The organism is Aromatoleum evansii, from assembly GCF_012910805.1.
GTDB lineage: Bacteria > Pseudomonadota > Gammaproteobacteria > Burkholderiales > Rhodocyclaceae > Aromatoleum > Aromatoleum evansii.
This window is the reverse complement of the sequence record NZ_WTVK01000019.1, coordinates 69,114-87,276: the sequence shown is the minus strand read 5'-3', so window position 1 is coordinate 87,276 and position 18,163 is coordinate 69,114. Positions and strand designations below refer to the sequence as shown.

Here is an 18,163-nt window from a genome sequence, read left to right as displayed (position 1 = left end):
TAGAAACGGAAGCGCTTTGCACATGGGACCACTCAATGCGCACACCGAACCGCGCATTTAGCACATGGAGCCATACGTTCAGCACATGGAACCACTCAATGCACGCACACCGAACCACACAATAGACGCACATGGAGCCGCGCATTTAGCACAGGAGATCGCGCATTCAGCACACTGAACCACTCAATACGCGCTAAAAACAGAAGTAGAACAGGACGTTACGAACGCTGTAAGCATGCTTGCTTTTAAGGTTTAGCTCTAATGAATAGCTGGCTAGCTAGCTCTGCTTTGCTACATTGAGTGGCAAGAAAGCAAGAGCAACCACGCAATACGTGCTACGATTCCGCTCCATCCCATTCTTGACATAGTGGAGAGGGCGGTGGGGGTGACAGATCTGCAGCAGGTATTCGACTTCGTGCTTGAGGAGATGAAGCATGGAGACGTCACCGAGAGTCGGCGCGATATTGGGTACAACAAACCCTACGATATGGTGCGTGCTACGACGCTAACTGTCGGTGCGCAGCGCCTGCTCAACGCCGTCAACTTCATCGCTTCACACAATCCCGACCAAGCGGCCTACGACATTGATCTGGCAAGGGTCAAGTGGCTGGCAAACATCTCGACGCGCGATTACGACTGGATCGACGGCATCGCCAAGGAACTGCAGCAAGCCGCGATCGAGGTGATTGACCCGGATTCGCGCCATCGCGGCAAGGAAGAGTGGGTGCGCATGCCGCTCTTGGGCCCGGCGGGCGTGAAACACGGGCGCTTCGCGTTCGAGCTTAACTCGGTCCATCGGCGCGTTTTGCGCTCACCGCACCGTTACGCCTTTTTTTCGCTTACGAAGGGCCACAAGCTCTCAGGCGACAATGCCCCAGTGCTGCACGACCGGTTACTGCAGGATGTCTTCCGCGGGCATACCGATTGGATCGAAATTCCCGAGTTCCTGGGCTGGTTCGGCAAAGCGGAGTCGGCATACTTCAAGAAAGAAGGGTTCCGTGCGATCCGCTCCAGCATCATCGAACCGTCCTTGGCCGAAATCAACGAGAAGGCTGAGTTCTCCGCAAGCTGGGAACCGCGCAACCGCGGCCGCAAGGTCATCGCCATACGCTTCAATATGGTCAAGAAGGCTGCAGGCGCTGTCGGAAGGGACATCAGCGAGGTCCGGAGCCAACTCTATGACGTGCTGAGGGCGGAATTTAACCTCAATACACATGATCTAGATGCGATTACCGCGAATTCGGAGGCATGGACCGAGGATAGGTTGCTGGAGGTCATCGAGCTGACACGCTATCGGATCGAACACGGCAAGAAGGAAGTCGGTTCGCCCCGCGCCCTCTTTATGCATCTGCTGAACCACGATGCGGTTTTTACTCCGCTGGAGCGCGAACGAGCCGAGAAGGCGCGCAAGGCCAAGGCACAGAAGGATCGGGCCGAAAAAACCAGCAAGAACTTGCTGTCCGAATCTGCGAGCAAGGCTGGCAGTACGGTGGATGCTGTCCTCGGCCGTTTCGCGAATCTCAACGAGACACAGCAGAACATTCTGCTGGAGCGCTTCCAGGAATCCCCGACTTTCGGGGCAGCCAAGATGCTCATGAAGCCCACGGGCGACTTCACGCTCACTGCCGGGCGCGTGCTGGAGGATGCGAAGCTGCGCGGTCTTTTCAGTGCCTTCCTTGAGCGCGCACTCGAAAACCTGGCCCCGTCTTCGGGATCACCGGCGTAACGAGCGTACCGGACTCCGGCCAACGCCATCTTAGCGGCATGAAACCCCAAATGCGGGGGAATCACCCTTTTCGCAAGCGGACATAGACCGAATTGCCACGCATCCTATGTGGCAATAGTCATTGAGTGCTCGCGGCCGAATCGAGGACTGCTTTGCGGAAGGGGCGTTTGCGATCCTGGAGCACATCGACATCAAGGACGAACCCCGGCGCCACGGATACGGCGAGCGCGCACTGCGGTCGTTGCTGACGCAGTACATTCCCGAGATGACTTGGCTCTATGCCAATGTCGACGATCCACATAACGGGCAGTGGGTCGAGCGGTGGCTCAACAAGACCTTTCCTGCGCACGACATGTCGCCAGGGAGTCACTCGCATATGCGCTACAGGTTGGACAGTGCGTTGCACGGGGCTTGATCGCAGCGCGTGAAGTGAGAAACTGCGGAGGAGATCCTCCCATCGCACGCTCATGTCGCATTCGCTCAAGAAGACGCTTCATCCACCTCGCAAGCGCCGGGAAAGTTCATTCCGCCCGGCCATTGCCGCCGTCATCGAGCGACGGATCGCCGCCCAGGAGCCGCTTGCCATACGGGCGATCATTGCAGAGGCCGGTGGCGGCTCGACCGACACGGTACGCGAGGAGTTGGCGCGAGCTGGGGTCGATGCGGCGGCGCGGATGCTCGTCGGGGACCGGATTCGCAACTACGCCGAACGCGAAGCCTCGCTGCGCGCGCAGTTGCAGCACGTCACATCCGAACGCGACACCCTGCGCCGAGCCAACGCTGTGTTGGAGCAGGCGGTGCGTACCGCTGCAGAGCCCTCGAAAGTGCTGGAGCAGCAAGTTGCCGAGATTGACCGGCGGGTGAGGGGGGCAGTGGAAGAGATGCTGCGCGAGACGGCTCGGCTGCGGCGCATTCGGCAGAAGGGAACGGAAACTGTCGTGGTGCCGGATGCAGCGCTCGAGGCTCGGTACCAGAAGCTCATCAACGACCACGCCGTCCTGGTCGAGCGATTCCATCGACTGCGCGGCCTGTATTTTGAGGCAACCGGGGAACACTTCGAATAGGGGCTTGAACGGCAGCGTCGGCATGGGATGCTTTCCCCATGACGATGAAACCCCTCAACGTTGCAGCACTACAGCAGCACGCCATGCCAAGTTCGGGAGCCTGCATGTCCAGGCTCGCACGTTCTCCGCAATTGCTCGCCTGTGGTGGCGTGGAAGCAGCACTCGGACGCATTCGCAGGCAAGGCGCTGAGAGCGAGTTGCAGCGGCCCACCACGGCCCAGCCCTGGGTGCAAGCCTTGGTGCGTGAAGCCGAGGCCTTCGCGCGGTGCAGGCTCGCCGCTCATCAGGTGACGCGCCTGGTCACCGCAGAGGTCGGGCAGTTGGTCGCGCACGGGGTGCCATTGGCGCTCGAGTTCGATCCTGCGCAACGGATGCTGAGGATCGTCAGGCAAGGATCGAAGGTGAGCGAAATTGTGCTCGAAGCAGATAGGTCTTCACGAATTTGGTGACGGAGGTGGAAACGAGATGATCACACGCGACGAATTGCTCAAGATGCCTGCTCAGGATTATATGAACGCCGAACAGCGAGCCTTCTTCACAGCGCTGCTGGAATCGATGCGCGATGAAATCCAGGCGCGCGACCTTGCGGCCGAGGTAACCACCGATGACGTACTGGCCACGCCGGACCCGGCGGACCGTGCCACGCTGGAGGAAGAACGGGCGCTGGCCTTCAAGGAGCGGGAGCGAGCCCTGCAGCGACTGCGCGGCATACGCGCCGCATTGGCGAGGCTGGAGCGCGACGAGTTTGGTTACTGCGAAGCGACTGGCGACGAGATCGGGCTACTGCGGCTGCTCGCCAACCCGACGGCGACGCGCAGCATCGAGGCGCAGTTGCGTGCGGAACAAGCGGATCGGTTGTGCCTGGCTGCGTGACGGCTTTACACCGAGGAAACGACGCGATGTTCAGGCACGCTCGGCGCCGGCACAGCTAACTTTCGTCGGCGACAACTGCGGTCACGAGGTCAGGATCGTCATTGCGAACGTTGCCGACGCGTAACGAGACCGGATGCATTTGGATTGAGTCGGACGGGTACGGTGTAAGCAGTTGGCGAACTCTCTCAAGGTCCGTTTCGCGGTTGAGCCAAGCCTCATAATCGCCCCGACCGAGCAAGACCGGCATGCGGTCGTGCATCGCCTGAACAGCCTCATTTGCTTCTGTCGTGAGGATTGTGAACGTGTCGATCGTGTCGCCCTCGGGGTTGCTCCATCGCTCCCATAGTCCGGCTAGCGCGAGGAGCTCCTCACCGGCGGCGTGGATGAAATAGGGCTGTTTGCGACCTGCAAGCTTCTTCCACTCGTAAAAACCCGATGCCGGTACGATGCAGCGCCGACTCTTGAAGGCGGCCCGGAAGCTCGGTTTATCCGGTGCGCTCTCGGATCGCGCGTTGATGAGCTTGTGGGCAATCGTCGCATCTTTTGACCACGATGGAATGAGGCCCCACCGCAGGAGATGGACAACCCGCTCACCCGTTGGCCGTTGGCGAACGATGGGTAGTTCCTGGAGCGGCGCTGCGTTGTAGCGTGGCGGCAGATTCAGTTCGTCAATGTCGGCAGTGAACTGATCCCGAATGCGTGATGCCGGGCCATAGAGGGCGTAACGACCGCACATGCGCGACTCCCGAAGACGCAGAGGCATCAATCGTAGATCGGTTCCGCGCGCAGGAGTTGCCGATCAGGCGCGGCAGCGCGCAAGGGAGCGGCTTCGCCTCTGGTATGGGAACGGCCTACGCTCCGGCAGCGGGTTTCGGTGCAGCCTCGGTTGATGCGTTGGCCGTGCGTGCCACCTTCTTGCTGAATTTTTCGGCAGCCGTCTGTAGTGCGCCCATCGTTCCGCCATTGTTCAGCCAGGTGTCGACCCAACCCGGTTTGCGGCCGCGGCCAGACCAAGCGAGCGTGGAGTTCGAAGGATGGCGATAACGAATGGGAGGCCGTGCCTTGAGTGTTGACGCGGCTTTCGTGACCGTGGGCTTGGTGGCGATCGATGTCGTGCCACCGGCGAGCAACTCGCTGAGCGAGAAGCCTTCCTCGCGTGCCATCGCAGCAAATCGCTTGAGCATCGAGGTCTTCGATGCGGTTTGTCGTTTCTCAATTTCGCGCGCAACACGGGCCATAAGATGCTTGAGCTGCGCAAGGGTGAGGGTCTTCAGTTCCATGCGTGACTTGCCTTGGATGTGATTTAACGCGCGAACGCGTGGGTGGCTGCATTCCGCGCGAAGAGTGGGGCCGTGAGTCGGGGGCGGGAATTTTCAGCAATGCTTGATTGCGTCTGGCTGACCGTGATCCTCTGCAGCCAGCGGCAACTCCAGCGCCCGATCGTCGAGGACAATTCGTCTGACTTCCCGCAATCCGCGCTCCTTGAGCCGCTGCCGGTAAGCCTTCTGGCGGGCAGCCGCATCTGCATGCAGACGCGGACGACCTGGGCGGCGGGGCGGCTCACCGAGTAAATCGGCGGTGCGAAAGTCGCGCGGATCCTTCATCGTCAACGATTGGCGTATTAGACGCGCGGAATATAGCACGCCGTTACGAAAATCACGCTGAGCGTGCCGGATCCCGTATTGCGCCGAGCGCATGGCCTAGACTGGAAATCCGACCACGTGAGGAGGATGCGTCCATGAATGCCACGTCTCTGTCATCCGTCGAAGTATTTCGCGGCACTCAACGTGCTGGGTGCCCCATCTTCGCGGCCGGACTCAGCGGGTTGGCAACCTTGTTGCTCGTTGCACCGTGCCTCCCTCAACCGATGCTGCTGGCGCTGCCTGCGGTGGGGTTCGTTGCCATGCTGCGCTATGGCTGGAGGCACGAGCGCGGCTGACAACGCGCGCAGTTTATGCCAGGATGACGCCATCTTCGGGTGTCGCTCAGTCGATGCCAAGATGGTAGCTGGGCCAGAAGCCAGCCTTTCACAAACCCACGCGGGGTTCATACGAACCCCGTTCTGGGGCCTCCGTGTGACTCCGCATCATCAATGGAGTCACTCATGGACAAAGATTTTATCCACCGCTTCACCAAGGCCGACGTGGAACTCACGGCGCAAGTGTCTCCGTGCGTGTGGATGCATCGCGACTATCCGCTCCAGATTCGACTGGAGATGAAGGACGGCGGATTTGCCTTCAAGCAGCAGAAGGGCGTCACCTGGGAACAGACGACCGAGGCGCATGTCGTCGCGCTCGCCGAATCCATCGGGGTGTGTGCCTGCTCGCGCTGCGGAAAGCCCGCGTTTGATCCGGCCACGGTCGAAACCAATCGCAACGGTCTGTGCGAGAAGTGCTTCCTGTCCGACTTGAACGCCGAGTATGAGGCGGCGAAAAAGAAGCAGGAGGCGGCAATCAAACGACGGGATGCGCGCCAGAAGAAGGTGGGCTTCACGCATCGGGTGACCGCATGGGTCCATCCTGCCGCCGGTGGTGACGATTATCAGGTCGACATCTACTGGAAGGGAGAGCCCACACAGGCCGAGATTCAGGCCCAACTCAAGAAAGAGGGTAGTTGCGTACGGACGGATTACACCATCGTCGCGCTCTGACCCATTACAACCTCCGCGGGGTGGCGCCACCCCGCAAGGGGGTGTGCCGCTCCGCGCAACCGGAGTCGCAAACATGCAGCAAATACCGCAATCCAAGATCGAGGAGCACTGCCTCTCGGGCCCCTTTTTCGTGACCGACCGGGCCATGGAACGGATCGGAGACGAAGAGGATCTCGTGCTCGCCTGGTTCAACCAGCGCGGCAACGTGCGCAGCGTCGGCGACGACGTAGTGATCCCGGGCCTCGGGCTTCGCGCGAACTTCTGGTTCGACGAGGCCAAGCCGAACGGCGAGTGCTTCGGCGTCACGATCTACACCAAGGCCGATGATCCCGAGCGTCCTGGAAGCAGTGAGGCCGAAAGGCTCCAGTCCGTTCACGACAACGAGCATCCCGAGTGGCCCCGAGCGCAGTGGCGCGAGGCGGTCGCGGCGGACGATACGCTGCAGGGGTACTGGCAGTGGGTCGCCCATCGGCTCAGTGAGCCGCAGGAAGTTTGAGGCCAAGAGGTCGGCGCTGAACGGTGCTGACGCAAACAAGACCGCCCAAGGGGATTTCACCGTCCCCCAGGGGGATGGCTCCGAGGGTATCGACGAAGGAGTTATTTGTCATGTTCCCCGTGTCCAGCAACCTGTATGAGCCGCTCGCAGGCTTCTACGCTTCCCCGATGTACCACTGCGTGGTGGATGACTTCGGGAATCAGGTCATAACCGTGTGGCCGATCTGCGAAATCCGTAACTCCGAACTGCACTAAGCGGAGCAAATCATGAACTTGTTCTTAGGCCTCATCTGCATGCTCATGAACGCGCACCAGCGCGGGCTGTATAGCCTCGCGTGCGACGCCGAAGCATGCCAGCACTACGGCATTGCCGAGAAAGAGCCGGGGATGCGTTGGTGGCGTGCGCGCTGCTACGTCTCCGGGTTCTTACGCGCTGATAAACGGGTCGCAGTGCGAACGAGGTAGGCTCTTGGGTGAATGAGTACCTTGGCCCCCGTCTCAGAGATGAGCGGGGGTTTTCTCTAACCAGCCGGTACCGGTGAGTTCTGCTCCCAAAGTAAAATTATCACTCACAAGTAAGAGAGTCACATGGTGTCCACCAGAGCATTTATGTTCCCTATCCTGTTCGCCTTGCTTCTATGCGCAAGTCCGGCGCGAGTTCTTGCAGCCGAACCCATCGAATCCGCTTTCGGCATCCCTCTTGGAGGATCCCCTTCGGGGCTGCAGTATGTGCCCAACAAGCACATTCCTGCCTCCCCGCCTGGATACATCGAAGCCGAAGTGATTCCACCCGTAGCGAATCCGAAATTCTTGACCTACCGCGTCATTGCCGACCTAGATCGAAAACGCATCATTGCCGTGAGTGGTCGTAGGGCGAAGGAAGGAAGCCGCTCCGAGTGCCTTGCTGAACTTCGCGAAATCGAAGGCATCCTCGTTGAGAAGTATGGGAGAAATGTCATCGAGGAGTTCGATGGACCAGGCCCCAGCTTCATGCTTGTTGATCGGACGACCGGACGTGATGTGTACGGTACCTGTGAACTTCGCGCCCAAAGAGGGGGAGTCCCGGAGCATTATTTACTCAGGATCGACTACAACGAAATCGATTCGCGGCTTGCATATGAGAATGCCCGGCAGGCACAAGCGGCAAAGAGGAACGCAACTGGACTATAAGACGGGCCATGATTCGTCATGGGCTCGCGGCTCAACCAACTCTTGAGCCACGAGTGCGAGCAGAGATCAGCCAAACACCGGAGAATCGGCTGTTTTGGTGACTGGATTCGCGGGCGGGAAGTGGGAATATCGAGTGGATTGCACAATCCACGATTGGAGTCCCCATGACCGAAGAACTGCTTGACCGGCCCGATGCGGTCGATGAAGTCACGAACGCCCATTCTGGCAATGAACGGGAGGCTGCCGCTGACGCACCTACTCACGAGGCTTACGATGACCTGGAGAGAGCGTACCAGCATCTAAACAGGGACCTGTTCGGGGGGGAGTTGCCCGGCGCGCTATTCACCTTCCAGCGCAATAAGCGGTTCCTCGGCTTCTTCAGTCGCAAGCGCTTCCAGCATGCCAAGACGAAGTTGATGACCGACGAGATCGCCATGAATCCGGGCTACTTCGCGATCCGGCCGATCGAGGCTGTGCTCTCCACCCTCGCGCACGAGATGTGCCATCAATGGCAGGCCCACAAGGGTAACGGTGGGCGGCGGGGGTATCACAACCGCGAATTCGCGGACAAGATGAAAGAGATCGGTCTGCAGACGTCTTCCACGGGGAGGCCCGGAGGCAAGGAGGTGGGCGAATCCATGACGCATTTCATCCTGCCCGATGGGGCGTTTCTCGCGTCGGTGAAGCGCCTGCTCGCGACCGACTTCGGGCTGTCGTGGCTCGATCGCTACCCGGAGCATGCGGAATACCCCGCCTACATCCCGACGGAGGAGGAGCTGCGTGAGCTCTATCCGGATGAATATGGGGATGAGGATGCGTCAGTGGGTGGATCGGCGATGCCGCCGCCGCTTCTGGCGCCGGTTCTAGGGAGCGATGGCATCACCCCCATCGAGATCGTGGCCGCGTCGGACAAGGATGCGCAAGTGGATGCGCAGGCCGGCGGGACGGACGGCTTGGCCGGGCCAGCAAGCGAGCAGATGGACGCGGATGATGGTTTGCCGCGCATCGTGGTGCCGCCCAAGGGGGCGGCGCCCCCGGTCCTTTCCAAACCCCCGTCAGCGTCCGGGTTGGACATTGAGTTTCCCAAACCCGCCCGCGCCGGCGGCAAATCGAAGACCACGCGCGTCAAGTTCGTGTGTCCGGCCTGCGGGGATGCGGCTTGGGGCAAGCCCGGTCTGCATCTGATCTGCGGCAAGTGCAAAACGCGAATGCCGCCGTTCGGAGACGGAGAGGATAATGCCGACGCTTGAGCAGGACCTTGCGCAGCTCTGCGAGTACGTGAAACGTCTGCCATTGGGTGAAATCTTCTCGTTGCAGGACAACTGGCTGGCCTCGCACGAATTGGCGTATCTGCTTGCGCTGCGGGATCGACTTGATGAGGCAGTGTTGAGCACGGATGCGGCGGCTGACCGAGAGGTCGAAAGGGCGCTTGCGTTGGCGTTCGCGCTAGCGTCTTTGGAAAGTTCGCTTGCATGCTCGGAGATGGGGCGAATGCGCTTTCTGGCAGAGGATCGCAGCGAGAAGACCCCGTACGCCCTGCGGCGATTGCAAGGGGTGTTGCGCACGGAGGTCTTGCGCCGGAGCGGAGTGCTGGAAGTACGGCGGCTCTCCATGGTGCCAGGAGAGCCCGTGTGGATCACGCTGACGGAATCGTGGCGGCAGGGTGGCCGGTACTTGCGGCATCCGGACCTTCTCAGGCTTATGGCAATTATCCCCGTGGATGAATGGGGCTCTGGACCGATCTGCCGCGGATCGGGCTAGTGGCGATGTTCGGCCGTGATGTTGGCCTGCTCCTCGATCCAGTCAAAGGCCTGGAGCAGGCAAGGGCAAAACACATCCACCTTCGCCCGTTTTCCGGACGGGGTGAGCATGGCTTGGACATGCTCCAGGTTGATGCTGATGAAATTGATCACCGCCCAGTGATTACGACGCAGGCGCTCCAGGCCGGCACAGAGCCCGATGTGCTTGAGCAGCGGCACGCCTCCCTCGGGGGAGACTTCAATCTGTAGGTCGCAGGCGTGCTCCTCGAAGAGTGCCATCTCGAGAAGTAGCACCAGATCCGCCCGTGCCTCAAGGTCAGCGGGTTCGCTAACCGGTTGAGCGATGCGATCGCCGAGCTCGCAAAGGTGTGCCAACGAGTCCATGTCGAGTGTGGCCAGCCACTGCCCAACGTGAAAAGCCTCCCGAGTGGCGCCGGAGTCATCGCTTAGCAAGTAGGTGAGCAGCTGCGTCGAGTACGGCAGCCGGTCGCGCGAGGCGCGAACGCTCCCCATAGCGTCCCAGGCCATGCTGTAGATTGCTTGTCCGCTTGTGCGGCGGCGGTTATGCATATCCGTTCGTGCTGACTGAAATGGGGCGAATAAATATGTACGGAATAACGAATGGATGTGAGGCGCCAAGAGTGCCCATGCCGCGAATTGAAGCACGCATCGAGCCCGCAAGTGCGTCGACAAAAGGGCACAAAGTCGACCTTTTGCGGCATGACGCAGTGCAGCAATCGAATATGGTGAGCCAAGGAGCGGTTTAGCGAAGTGCGCACCGATGCAGCCGGTGGCTCAATGTCCGAAAGGGGCTTGAAGCGCGGGTGGTCCCGTATAGCCTCAAGCCAAGGAGGATCAGGACATGCAACGTTGCGGTTCGAGCATACGGGCGGACTTGGGGGTGTCGGTGTCGGTGAACGAGGCACTGGCCCGTGGGCTGAGACATCGGATCGTAAGCGACATCGAGGAGGCCGAGGGCGCGTCTGATCGCTTGATGCGCGTGGCCGCGCGAACCTGCTCGGCGCCGGCGACCCGCAAGGGCGCACGCCGGATGTTCAAGGAACAGACGCGGATCTACTCCCGGGTGTTGTTGGTGCCGCCGTCGGACCTCGTGGCCGATCGATATGGCGTCTGGCTGTGCTGGCACGTCGATCAGGCAGGTGTATCCGGATGGGGAGAGATCGGACTCGTCGCCCAGGTCATCGACTTGATGACCGGCACTGCACGTCGTTTCGCATTGCCGGTGCAGTTGCGCGGCCATCTGATCGAACGGACATTCCAGCGTCTTGGCACGACTGACCCTGCGGTGGTGCTGGCCGAATTGCGCCCCACGATGCTGTGGAGTCTCGTGCTGGGCATCGTGCTGACAACCATCCGTGCGATGCCGGAAGGGAAGGGACTGACGGAGCCGTTGCCGTTTCTGCTGCCGACACCGGCGGGGGTAGTTCTGGGCGACACGATGCCCGAGTGGCCGTACCTGCGCATCAACACCTATGTCGGTGGGCGGCGTCCAATCTCGGCTGCGAAGGCCCGCTTGCGGGCAGCCATGCTGTCCCAAGTGTCCGATCTGACGCCCGAGGCTGTGGAGCGCATTGTGTGCGGTTACTTCGCCGGGTTGGGTCTGCAGGCGAGCGGGGGGCGTCTCGGGAAGTTGCACAGCGAATCGGCGCAGGCCTGCTTCAATCTCATGAAGCGTGTCTCGGGGGTCTTGAGGGAACATCGGCATCTTCTGCTCGCGAAGGCCGAGCGCGACGACGGGATCAAGCGCAACGAATTGTTGTGGCGCTGGGCCGAGTTGCAGCATCGGACACAGTGCGAGGAGGTTGTCGCGTGAAACGCCGGGGTGAGCGCTACGTCTCCATCACCGATGTGGTGGCGACCGTCTACTGCGAGCGCAAAATCGTCCTCGACTGGACGCATGGCAAGAAGCGGCCGCTCGACGTTCAGGCGCGCGCACTGACCGGTTCGCTCGGGCACAAGCAGTTCGAGTATCAGGGCGCGATGCGCGCCGCGGTCGATCGCCGCTGCTTTATCGCCACGCACGTATACGGGGGCGACGCCGAGCAGACGTGGGCGCTGCGGGCGTGGCGGGACGAAGTGTTGATGCCCACGCGGGCGGGGCGGCTGCTCACACGGGCCTACTACGGTCTCTCGCCGCTCGTGGTGCGTGCGATGGATCGGTTTCCGTGGTGTGGCCGCGTGCTTCGGCCGTTGTTGCGCAGCGTGATCGATGCTCTGTGGTTCCGGGGGTGAGCCATGACGACAGCACTCATCGTCCTGCTCATGGTCTTGGCGCTCTATGCGCTGTGGTTCGGGGCCCGCTTCCTGTTTGGCGGGATGTTCGAGTCGTGGCGCCCGGCACAGCTGCGCGGCGCGCGCCTTGTAATGGTCGAGCGCGACCTCTTTGCCGGAACCGGGGAGTTGGCCTTGGCAGGGCGCCCGGATCGCGTTTATCGCACGCGTGACAAGCTTTATGTGCCCGTCGAGTACAAGACGCGCAAGGGCTTTCGGCTCTATGCAACCGACGTGGCACAGTTGTCGTTGCAAGCGTGGCAGCTACGCCGCACGGGCAAGTCGACCGGCCCCACCGGCTACGTGGTGGTCAGCGAGACAGGATCGGGCAAGCGCCGCGCATTGGCCGTGCAGTTGGGCGATGACGCTTACTGCGAAGCGTTGATGCGCCGCTATCACGCTCTGCGCCGGGACAAGGAAAGCGCCCGTCGCAACACCGGCCCGAAGTGTGCGAGCTGTGCGCATCGCTCGCGATGCTAGGTGTGCTACGATATTTGCATCTAGGCGGCACCTTGCGTGTCGCAGATGGTAGCTGGGCCCACCAGCCTATGACCAATCCCTTCACCTAACCTTCGGTGGTTGAGGTGGGGGTTTCTGCGGCCCTCGCGAGTCCGCCTTTCTGCTTCTCCGACCCGAGCGCAGGGCCGTTGCCGGCCGCACGACTTACCATGGTCTCCACAGACGTGTGTTCGGAGGAGCCACCCCCTACCTGCTGCTGTTTCTTGCGCATGCGCCGGATCCGCTTCTTCTCCGTCTCGCGGTAGCCGCCCGATCGAATCCGGGCGACGCCGCGATTGCGGATGTTGGTCGCGGCGTTGCTGTCGGCGTTTTCCGCGTGCCCGCAGCGTTGGCAGAGAAACGCGGATTGGGACATCCGGTTCTCCGGGTGAATGTAGCCGCAGCGGCTGCATTCCTGCGAGGTGTGATGGGCGGGAACGTCGATCACGAGTTTGCCGGCCCGTTGGGCTTTGTAGGCGCAACAGTCCTTCGTTCGGCTCCACATGGCGCCGAGGATCGAGCGGTTGAGTCCGGCCTTGGCGCACGCCCCATTGCGCACCCAACGACCATTTGCGTCCTGCTTCGCCTTCGGCCGCCGCGTCATGCGCTGCACACCCAGGGCCTCGAAGACGATCAGGAGCGTTCGCGGATCGGCGATGATGCGATGACTCGTCTGGTGCTCGAAATCGCGTCGCACGTCCGTTTCGTAGCGGTGCAGTGCCGCGATGCGCCGCGCCGCCTTGCGGCGGTTCTGCCCGCCCTTCGCGCGGCGCGCGAGCTTCTTTTTCCAGCGCCGTGCCGCCGCCTGCTTCTTCGCGACCCGGGCCTTCTGGATGTCGTCAAGATCGTAGCGCGCCCCGTCCGAGCACATGAAAGGCACCGCGACGCCACGATCGATCCCAACCGCGCGCTCGGTGAGCTCCGCATGCCCGAAATCGGCGAGCCAGTCGGCCGTCTCCTGCGGATCAGGGAGGATTGTGGCGTCCTCAGTCGAAAATGACAGATACCAGCGTTCTGCCTCGAGGGTGATGCGAACCGAGGCGGGTGGCGTGTGTGGCCGGTGCGCGTTGTAGGCGATCTCGCCCACCGGGCATTTCTTCGTGCCCACCATGAACCGGTAACTGCCCTCGGCGGGCTCGAAGCGGAAGAGTTCGGCGGTGAGCCACACCGATTGCTGGCCCGATTTCCGTTTGAGCTTGGGCCGACCTCCGAGCTTCTTGAAGAAGCGCGAGTAGGCGGTGACCCACGAGGCCGCGCCATTTCTCAAAACCTGCGCCGGCACTTCGCGCAGCCACGCCGTCTCGTCGGTGATGAACTGCGCATAGGTGCCATCGACCGGCGCGAACATTCCGGCATGCTGCAGCGCCTTGCGCGCGAAGGTGCGAAAGTAGCGATCCTCACCCACCTTGGCATTGTAGATGAACCGCTGACACCCGATCCAGCGCAGTAGGATCGCAGCCTGTGCGCGGGTCGGATAGAGGCGGAAGCGATAGCCGGTGAGCATGCAAACGACCTTATCACCGCAAAGGCACACTGCAAGCCCCCTTTTTGCTTCCTCACGAACGCCACGCGATCAGTTGCAATGCAATCCGTTTGCCCAGCGTGCATACGGCTGAGTGTGATACGATTTCATCACTCTCGCGGCGTACTTGCGCTGCAGACGGAAGCTGGAAGCAGCCGAGGCCTTGCCTGAACCCAGCCTTTCAACAACCCACGGGGATTCACGCCCGTGGGGCCGTGATCTCCGCTTTTTCTGAGGGAGAGTCATGGTCATCATCATCGAAGGGGATGAGCTCACCGTCCCGGTGGCAACCCCCGAACCCCCCGTGCAGGCGTCCGAGCCGAAGCCTGTCGCAGCAAGAAAGCTCCTGGAAAATCACGCAGCCCGCGCGAAGGTCGGTGACCTCGTGCGCTACACGCCGTTCTTTCCGGAGCACGCGGGCGATCTCGTCACCGGGGTCATCGTCAGGGCGTGGCGAACCTGGATGGGGAACTTCGCATGGAAGATCCGGGCGCTGTCCGAAGAGGATGGCTCCGCGTATTTCGTCCGGCGTTACTCCTCGGGGGGCACGCTCATGATTATCCGCGAAGGTGCGGATATCACTCACGACGCCGGCTGAGATAGGCGGTAGATCAACCGAAGGCCTGTGGGCGGATGTTTCGCCCGACGGGCAAACTCCGTCTGCATGCCCAACGTCCGCAACGGACAAAGGAGAAGCAGACATGAGTATGTTCGGATGGAGCATGCCCGCCGGTTGCAGCGGGACGCCCTACGATGAAGCGGGCGCCGAGGAGTTGAAGGTGCCCGATCTGCCGAAGCATGTGGCGGCTTTCTGGGTAGAGGGAGAGGTGATCGAGATCCATCGCTTCCTGCCCGAAGGCGACGTGGAGGTACTCACGCGTTGCGACCACCTGGGCGACGATGAACTGAGCGAAGCGCAGAACACCGCGAACGCGACGGACGTGGCGATTCGCATGTGGGCGGAATATGTCGAAGATTCGCCAACCGGAGGGTGATGAAATGCAGACCCACTACATTTCTGCCGCAGAAGTCCAGACAGTCATTCAGGTCATCGTGGCCTTGAAGGACTCGCCTGACTTTTTCCAGTGGGGCCGCCCAGCTGCACTGAGCAGCACCGAGTCCGGCCGTCGCCGCGGGGGCAACTGGAAAAACAAGCTCTGCCGGCAGGTCGAGCAGGCCATGAAGGGGTGCACAACCCCCGAGGAGTTGCTCGAGCGCCTGAAAGGGCTGAGCGACTGACGTTGCGAATAGGGGGGCGGTTCGCCGGCTCCGCTCATTCATCGCCCGATGGGTTTCTCGCCCATCCGGGCGGGGGCTCTCCGGGCATTACCCATGCAAGGAGGCATTATGAGCAGACTTTTCCACGCGCTCGCAAGGAACGCCGATCAGAAGGGCGTGACGATCGTCCGCGAACTTCGCAACGGTTTCGGCGGCGAGCATGAGATTTGGGAGATCCGTCGTGACGGTGCGTTCGTGATCGGCGCGCAAACCCCGGAAGCAGCGCAACGTCGCGTGGAGCAGCTTGAGGCGAACGGCTGGCGTTACCTCGATTGCTACGAGCGTGGTCACCCCGAGCCGCTGGCTTGGATCGGTCACGTTCGCGAGCAGGGCTGGAGCTTCGAGTCGCACAGCAAGATCGAGATCGGCAAGGATGGGCGAGCGTTCTTTGGCGGCAACATCAAGGAATACTCGGCAGCCTTCAAGTATCTGCTCCTCGACTCGGAGTTGCTCGAGCAAGTCCGGCAGGCCGCACCGGAAGTGGAGTGCCGCAAACCGCAGTTTCCTTAACCCCGAGGGGCCACTGTGCCCCGCGCGGGTCAGTGGCCTCTCAGTTCGACCAGGGGGCCAAAATGGGTTTTCTCGATGGAATAGAGTGGCGCACTCCGCAACCCGGGGATGTGCCACAAGAGGGCGATTACGTTCGCTTCGAGCCGCACACGCCCGATCCGTTGCACGCCACACCGGTCATCGGCATGCTCGAACTCGACCAGGGCACGACGGGCGGCAACCGCCGCTGGACGATCTGCTACGCGAACGAGGTAGCCGACCGGCTCACCGCGCGCCGCTACTCGACGGATGGGCGGCTCGTCCTGCTCGGACGCTCGCCCTATGCAACGCAAGCGCCTGCGGAGAGTCCTCCGCTGGTTGCACAAGCCCAAGCCAAGCCGATGCCTTCCGCTCCGGACGGAGTGTTCGGGTTGTCGTGGGCGCAGATCGAGGCGATGCAGGGTGGCCGACTGCGCCGCTGATCCGCTGCGGCTGTGTGCCGTAGCATGCCCGACGCCCCATTCGCTGATCGAGCGAGTGGGGCGTTTTCCTTTGTTGGCCCCGCGAGGAGCCTACTAAATAAGCACAAAGTTATAGGGTTGACATACCGACGTAAAAGGTATGCCATTGTTTTTACGAGCTTTTATTTTTTTGCAAAAACTCGCCGCTGGGGCTATTCTCCCCGGTGCTGACCAAAACAAAAGCCCCGATGCGCCGGGCGCGTCGAGGCTTGAATGAATGGCTGCAATCGTTGCACACGCAAACAGCTTGACAGGGCCGTGGATATTGTGCGTGCAACAAAACTGAAAGCCGAACGCGATTATATGGCAAAAGTGCCAATTGTCAAAGGAAACGGAAGGTTTCTGGCAAGGCGGATCGTTGTCGGCGACGTGTAACCAACAAGCACAAGCGTTGCTATACCGAAAACGATATGCGATACTCCAAATCAACGTCGTACAGTATGAACGTCGCCCACGACGCGTGGAACGACCTCGATGAGCTCTATGAAGTGGATGAGAGCGCGGCGTATGCGATAGACGTCTTCCTTGAGGAAGCTGCCGATTCTCAAGTCATTCTGGAGCGTCTGGCCGAGATTCAGCACTACAGATCCTATGCCTTGGAAGGGGATTGGGATTACGACATCAAGCGGTGGGTGGCGTTGTGGAGCAGATACGCGCTCTTGCGGGTCAGGCTGTACGACGTGCCGGGGGAGGCTGCCAATTACCGGATCATCTACGCTTTCCATCCATTTGAGCGGCGAATCTACATCTTAGGGATTGTTGCGCGCACATTTGACTATGACCCAGAACACCCAATCTCAAAGCGCATCATCGCAGTTTATCGGAGTCTCGACCTCTCCTAGAGTCGTGCGGCATATCGGCCCGGCGGTCGAAACTGACGCTGGCGGGGCGGCGGTTTTTAGTCTGGAAGTCTCGGTCATTCATCCCCCCGTCCGGCCAGGATTCAGCGAAGTACGGGATCGGATAGCGCGGTTGGAGGCCGATCCACGACGCGCGGAAGGGTTGGCGCGGGCACGAGAAAGGCTTGCAGAGACAATCCACGAGGCGGGTACGCTCGCTGCCTTGCGGTTGAGCAAAGGGCTCTCGCAAACAGCGCTCGCCACCAAGGCAGGCACGTCGCAGTCGCGACTGTCGCGCATCGAGTCGGGATTGGATGATCCACAACTTTCCACGGTAGCCAAAATCGCGCAGGCGCTGGACATGGACGTTGCAGTAGTGGCTGACGCGTTGCTGAGGGGCAAGAAGTGAGCTGCGTCTTGGAAGTGGTGTTCTGCGACGACATCCGCACTGAGATTGGCAACAAGCCCAGCCTCATGGGTGTCTATCCGGCCGAAATGCTCGTGGAGAGGTTCCCGGCCACGCTTCCGAGGTTTTGCGCTTGGGTGAATCTCGTCACCCCGGTCGAGGATGCTCCGGAACAAATCCGAGTGCGACTCATGCAAGAGGATCGGCCGGTTCTCGACACCGGCGAAATCGCGCTGAACGAGGCGGTGCGGGACGCCCTGCCCGTGAATGGCGCGTTTGTGACCAGCTTTGCGCTCGCCATGTCGCCGTTCCAATTGGACGGAGAAACGTGGTTGCAGGCGATCGCCGATTGCAATGGCGAAACGCTCACGAGTCGGCGTTTCAGTATCCGGCAACGGTCCTGATTGCATCCGCGCACTGTAAAGATATACAGTGCGCGGATGTCAGATACTCAGCTTTCCGTCGACGTGCTGCGCCTTCGTGACGAAGGCTGGCTTCTTCCTCGATTTCGCTTGGCCTTCTTGCGCCCCGTGCGCGGGCAGCTCGTCGTGTTGAGGCGCCAGGGTTAGAGGCGATCCTT

General features: G+C 61.2%; 27 protein-coding genes. 23 read left to right on the top strand and 4 right to left on the bottom strand.

Annotated elements, in window-relative coordinates:
• Nucleotides 1-385 precede the first annotated feature (385 nt).
• The 5 genes from GO615_RS11950 to GO615_RS11930 all read left to right on the top strand — a co-directional run bounded on the left by GO615_RS11950 (nucleotide 386) and on the right by GO615_RS11930 (nucleotide 3,663).
• On the top strand, nucleotides 386-1,726 hold the full coding sequence (locus tag GO615_RS11950) for a replication initiation protein (protein WP_169128256.1): 1,341 nt from the start codon (nucleotides 386-388) through the stop codon (nucleotides 1,724-1,726).
• Between the two features lie 121 nt (nucleotides 1,727-1,847).
• Nucleotides 1,848-2,141, top strand: coding sequence for a hypothetical protein (locus GO615_RS11945; protein ID WP_169128255.1), 294 nt, complete (start codon nucleotides 1,848-1,850; stop codon nucleotides 2,139-2,141).
• Between the two features lie 52 nt (nucleotides 2,142-2,193).
• Nucleotides 2,194-2,790, top strand: a complete 597-nt coding sequence (locus tag GO615_RS11940; protein WP_169128254.1) for a hypothetical protein — start codon at nucleotides 2,194-2,196, stop codon at nucleotides 2,788-2,790.
• Nucleotides 2,791-2,828: 38 nt separating this feature from the next.
• A complete protein-coding gene (locus GO615_RS11935) occupies nucleotides 2,829-3,239 on the top strand; it encodes a hypothetical protein (protein ID WP_169128253.1) in 411 nt (136 codons plus the stop codon).
• A 16-nt stretch (nucleotides 3,240-3,255) separates the two neighbouring features.
• Nucleotides 3,256-3,663, top strand: coding sequence for a TraR/DksA C4-type zinc finger protein (locus GO615_RS11930; protein WP_169128252.1), 408 nt, complete (start codon nucleotides 3,256-3,258; stop codon nucleotides 3,661-3,663).
• Nucleotides 3,664-3,718: 55 nt separating this feature from the next.
• On the opposite strand, the gene GO615_RS11925 is transcribed toward GO615_RS11930, so the two are convergent.
• Both GO615_RS11925 and GO615_RS11920 read right to left on the bottom strand, forming a co-directional pair.
• The gene (locus GO615_RS11925; RefSeq protein ID WP_169128251.1) at nucleotides 3,719-4,399 is read right to left on the bottom strand and encodes an SOS response-associated peptidase; all 681 of its coding nucleotides are present in this window, start codon (nucleotides 4,397-4,399) and stop codon (nucleotides 3,719-3,721) included.
• 115 nt (nucleotides 4,400-4,514) lie between these two features.
• Nucleotides 4,515-4,943, bottom strand: a complete 429-nt coding sequence (locus tag GO615_RS11920) for an H-NS histone family protein (RefSeq protein WP_169128249.1) — start codon at nucleotides 4,941-4,943, stop codon at nucleotides 4,515-4,517.
• Between the two features lie 99 nt (nucleotides 4,944-5,042).
• On the opposite strand from GO615_RS11920, the gene GO615_RS11915 reads away from it, so the two are divergent.
• The 7 genes from GO615_RS11915 to GO615_RS11885 all read left to right on the top strand — a co-directional run bounded on the left by GO615_RS11915 (nucleotide 5,043) and on the right by GO615_RS11885 (nucleotide 9,739).
• Entirely contained in the window at nucleotides 5,043-5,234 is a 192-nt protein-coding gene (locus GO615_RS11915; protein WP_169128247.1) for a hypothetical protein, read from the top strand.
• Between the two features lie 533 nt (nucleotides 5,235-5,767).
• The gene (locus GO615_RS11910; protein ID WP_169128245.1) at nucleotides 5,768-6,313 is read left to right on the top strand and encodes a hypothetical protein; all 546 of its coding nucleotides are present in this window, start codon (nucleotides 5,768-5,770) and stop codon (nucleotides 6,311-6,313) included.
• 73 nt (nucleotides 6,314-6,386) lie between these two features.
• Complete coding sequence (locus GO615_RS11905; protein ID WP_169128244.1) at nucleotides 6,387-6,809, top strand: hypothetical protein; 423 nt, start codon at nucleotides 6,387-6,389, stop codon at nucleotides 6,807-6,809.
• A gap of 110 nt (nucleotides 6,810-6,919) precedes the next feature.
• The gene (locus tag GO615_RS11900; RefSeq protein WP_169128242.1) at nucleotides 6,920-7,063 is read left to right on the top strand and encodes a hypothetical protein; all 144 of its coding nucleotides are present in this window, start codon (nucleotides 6,920-6,922) and stop codon (nucleotides 7,061-7,063) included.
• Nucleotides 7,064-7,396: 333 nt separating this feature from the next.
• Complete coding sequence (locus GO615_RS11895; RefSeq protein WP_169128240.1) at nucleotides 7,397-7,978, top strand: hypothetical protein; 582 nt, start codon at nucleotides 7,397-7,399, stop codon at nucleotides 7,976-7,978.
• Nucleotides 7,979-8,142: 164 nt separating this feature from the next.
• Nucleotides 8,143-9,228, top strand: coding sequence for a SprT-like domain-containing protein (locus GO615_RS11890; RefSeq protein WP_169128238.1), 1,086 nt, complete (start codon nucleotides 8,143-8,145; stop codon nucleotides 9,226-9,228).
• Nucleotides 9,215-9,739, top strand: a complete 525-nt coding sequence (locus GO615_RS11885; protein ID WP_169128236.1) for a hypothetical protein — start codon at nucleotides 9,215-9,217, stop codon at nucleotides 9,737-9,739. Before GO615_RS11890 ends, GO615_RS11885 begins: the two co-directional genes overlap by 14 nt.
• On the opposite strand, the gene GO615_RS11880 is transcribed toward GO615_RS11885, so the two are convergent.
• A complete protein-coding gene (locus tag GO615_RS11880) occupies nucleotides 9,736-10,266 on the bottom strand; it encodes a hypothetical protein (protein WP_169128234.1) in 531 nt (176 codons plus the stop codon). The two genes, GO615_RS11885 and GO615_RS11880, sit on opposite strands and share 4 nt — an antisense overlap.
• A gap of 334 nt (nucleotides 10,267-10,600) precedes the next feature.
• On the opposite strand from GO615_RS11880, the gene GO615_RS11875 reads away from it, so the two are divergent.
• Genes GO615_RS11875 through GO615_RS11865 form a run of 3 tightly spaced genes read left to right on the top strand, consistent with a single transcriptional unit; the run spans nucleotide 10,601 to nucleotide 12,510 of the window.
• Nucleotides 10,601-11,572 carry a hypothetical protein gene (locus GO615_RS11875; RefSeq protein ID WP_169128232.1) on the top strand — a complete coding sequence of 324 codons (972 nt, stop codon included), beginning with the start codon at nucleotides 10,601-10,603 and terminating at the stop codon, nucleotides 11,570-11,572.
• Nucleotides 11,569-11,991, top strand: a complete 423-nt coding sequence (locus GO615_RS11870; RefSeq protein WP_169128230.1) for a CFI-box-CTERM domain-containing protein — start codon at nucleotides 11,569-11,571, stop codon at nucleotides 11,989-11,991. Before GO615_RS11875 ends, GO615_RS11870 begins: the two co-directional genes overlap by 4 nt.
• A gap of 3 nt (nucleotides 11,992-11,994) precedes the next feature.
• Nucleotides 11,995-12,510 carry a PD-(D/E)XK nuclease family protein gene (locus GO615_RS11865; protein WP_169128228.1) on the top strand — a complete coding sequence of 172 codons (516 nt, stop codon included), beginning with the start codon at nucleotides 11,995-11,997 and terminating at the stop codon, nucleotides 12,508-12,510.
• An 85-nt stretch (nucleotides 12,511-12,595) separates the two neighbouring features.
• Here the strand turns inward: GO615_RS11865 and GO615_RS11860 are convergent, their stop codons facing one another.
• Nucleotides 12,596-14,032, bottom strand: a complete 1,437-nt coding sequence (locus GO615_RS11860) for an RNA-guided endonuclease InsQ/TnpB family protein (RefSeq protein ID WP_246262245.1) — start codon at nucleotides 14,030-14,032, stop codon at nucleotides 12,596-12,598.
• A 262-nt stretch (nucleotides 14,033-14,294) separates the two neighbouring features.
• Between GO615_RS11860 and GO615_RS11855 the strand changes: the two genes are divergently transcribed.
• From GO615_RS11855 to GO615_RS11820, 8 genes are all read left to right on the top strand, one after another.
• On the top strand, nucleotides 14,295-14,648 hold the full coding sequence (locus tag GO615_RS11855; protein ID WP_169128226.1) for a hypothetical protein: 354 nt from the start codon (nucleotides 14,295-14,297) through the stop codon (nucleotides 14,646-14,648).
• 103 nt (nucleotides 14,649-14,751) lie between these two features.
• Nucleotides 14,752-15,045, top strand: coding sequence for a hypothetical protein (locus GO615_RS11850; protein WP_169128224.1), 294 nt, complete (start codon nucleotides 14,752-14,754; stop codon nucleotides 15,043-15,045).
• 4 nt (nucleotides 15,046-15,049) lie between these two features.
• Nucleotides 15,050-15,289 (top strand): hypothetical protein, encoded by a 240-nt coding sequence (locus GO615_RS11845; protein WP_169128222.1) that lies wholly within the window; start codon nucleotides 15,050-15,052, stop codon nucleotides 15,287-15,289.
• Nucleotides 15,290-15,397: 108 nt separating this feature from the next.
• On the top strand, nucleotides 15,398-15,838 hold the full coding sequence (locus tag GO615_RS11840) for a hypothetical protein (RefSeq protein ID WP_169128220.1): 441 nt from the start codon (nucleotides 15,398-15,400) through the stop codon (nucleotides 15,836-15,838).
• 62 nt (nucleotides 15,839-15,900) lie between these two features.
• The gene (locus tag GO615_RS11835; protein WP_169128218.1) at nucleotides 15,901-16,299 is read left to right on the top strand and encodes a hypothetical protein; all 399 of its coding nucleotides are present in this window, start codon (nucleotides 15,901-15,903) and stop codon (nucleotides 16,297-16,299) included.
• Nucleotides 16,300-16,778: 479 nt separating this feature from the next.
• Complete coding sequence (locus GO615_RS11830) at nucleotides 16,779-17,180, top strand: hypothetical protein (protein ID WP_246262244.1); 402 nt, start codon at nucleotides 16,779-16,781, stop codon at nucleotides 17,178-17,180.
• Complete coding sequence (locus GO615_RS11825; RefSeq protein ID WP_169128214.1) at nucleotides 17,116-17,586, top strand: helix-turn-helix domain-containing protein; 471 nt, start codon at nucleotides 17,116-17,118, stop codon at nucleotides 17,584-17,586. Before GO615_RS11830 ends, GO615_RS11825 begins: the two co-directional genes overlap by 65 nt.
• A gap of 14 nt (nucleotides 17,587-17,600) precedes the next feature.
• Nucleotides 17,601-17,987 (top strand): DUF6941 family protein, encoded by a 387-nt coding sequence (locus GO615_RS11820; RefSeq protein ID WP_422614269.1) that lies wholly within the window; start codon nucleotides 17,601-17,603, stop codon nucleotides 17,985-17,987.
• The last annotated feature ends 176 nt before the right edge of the window (nucleotides 17,988-18,163 follow it).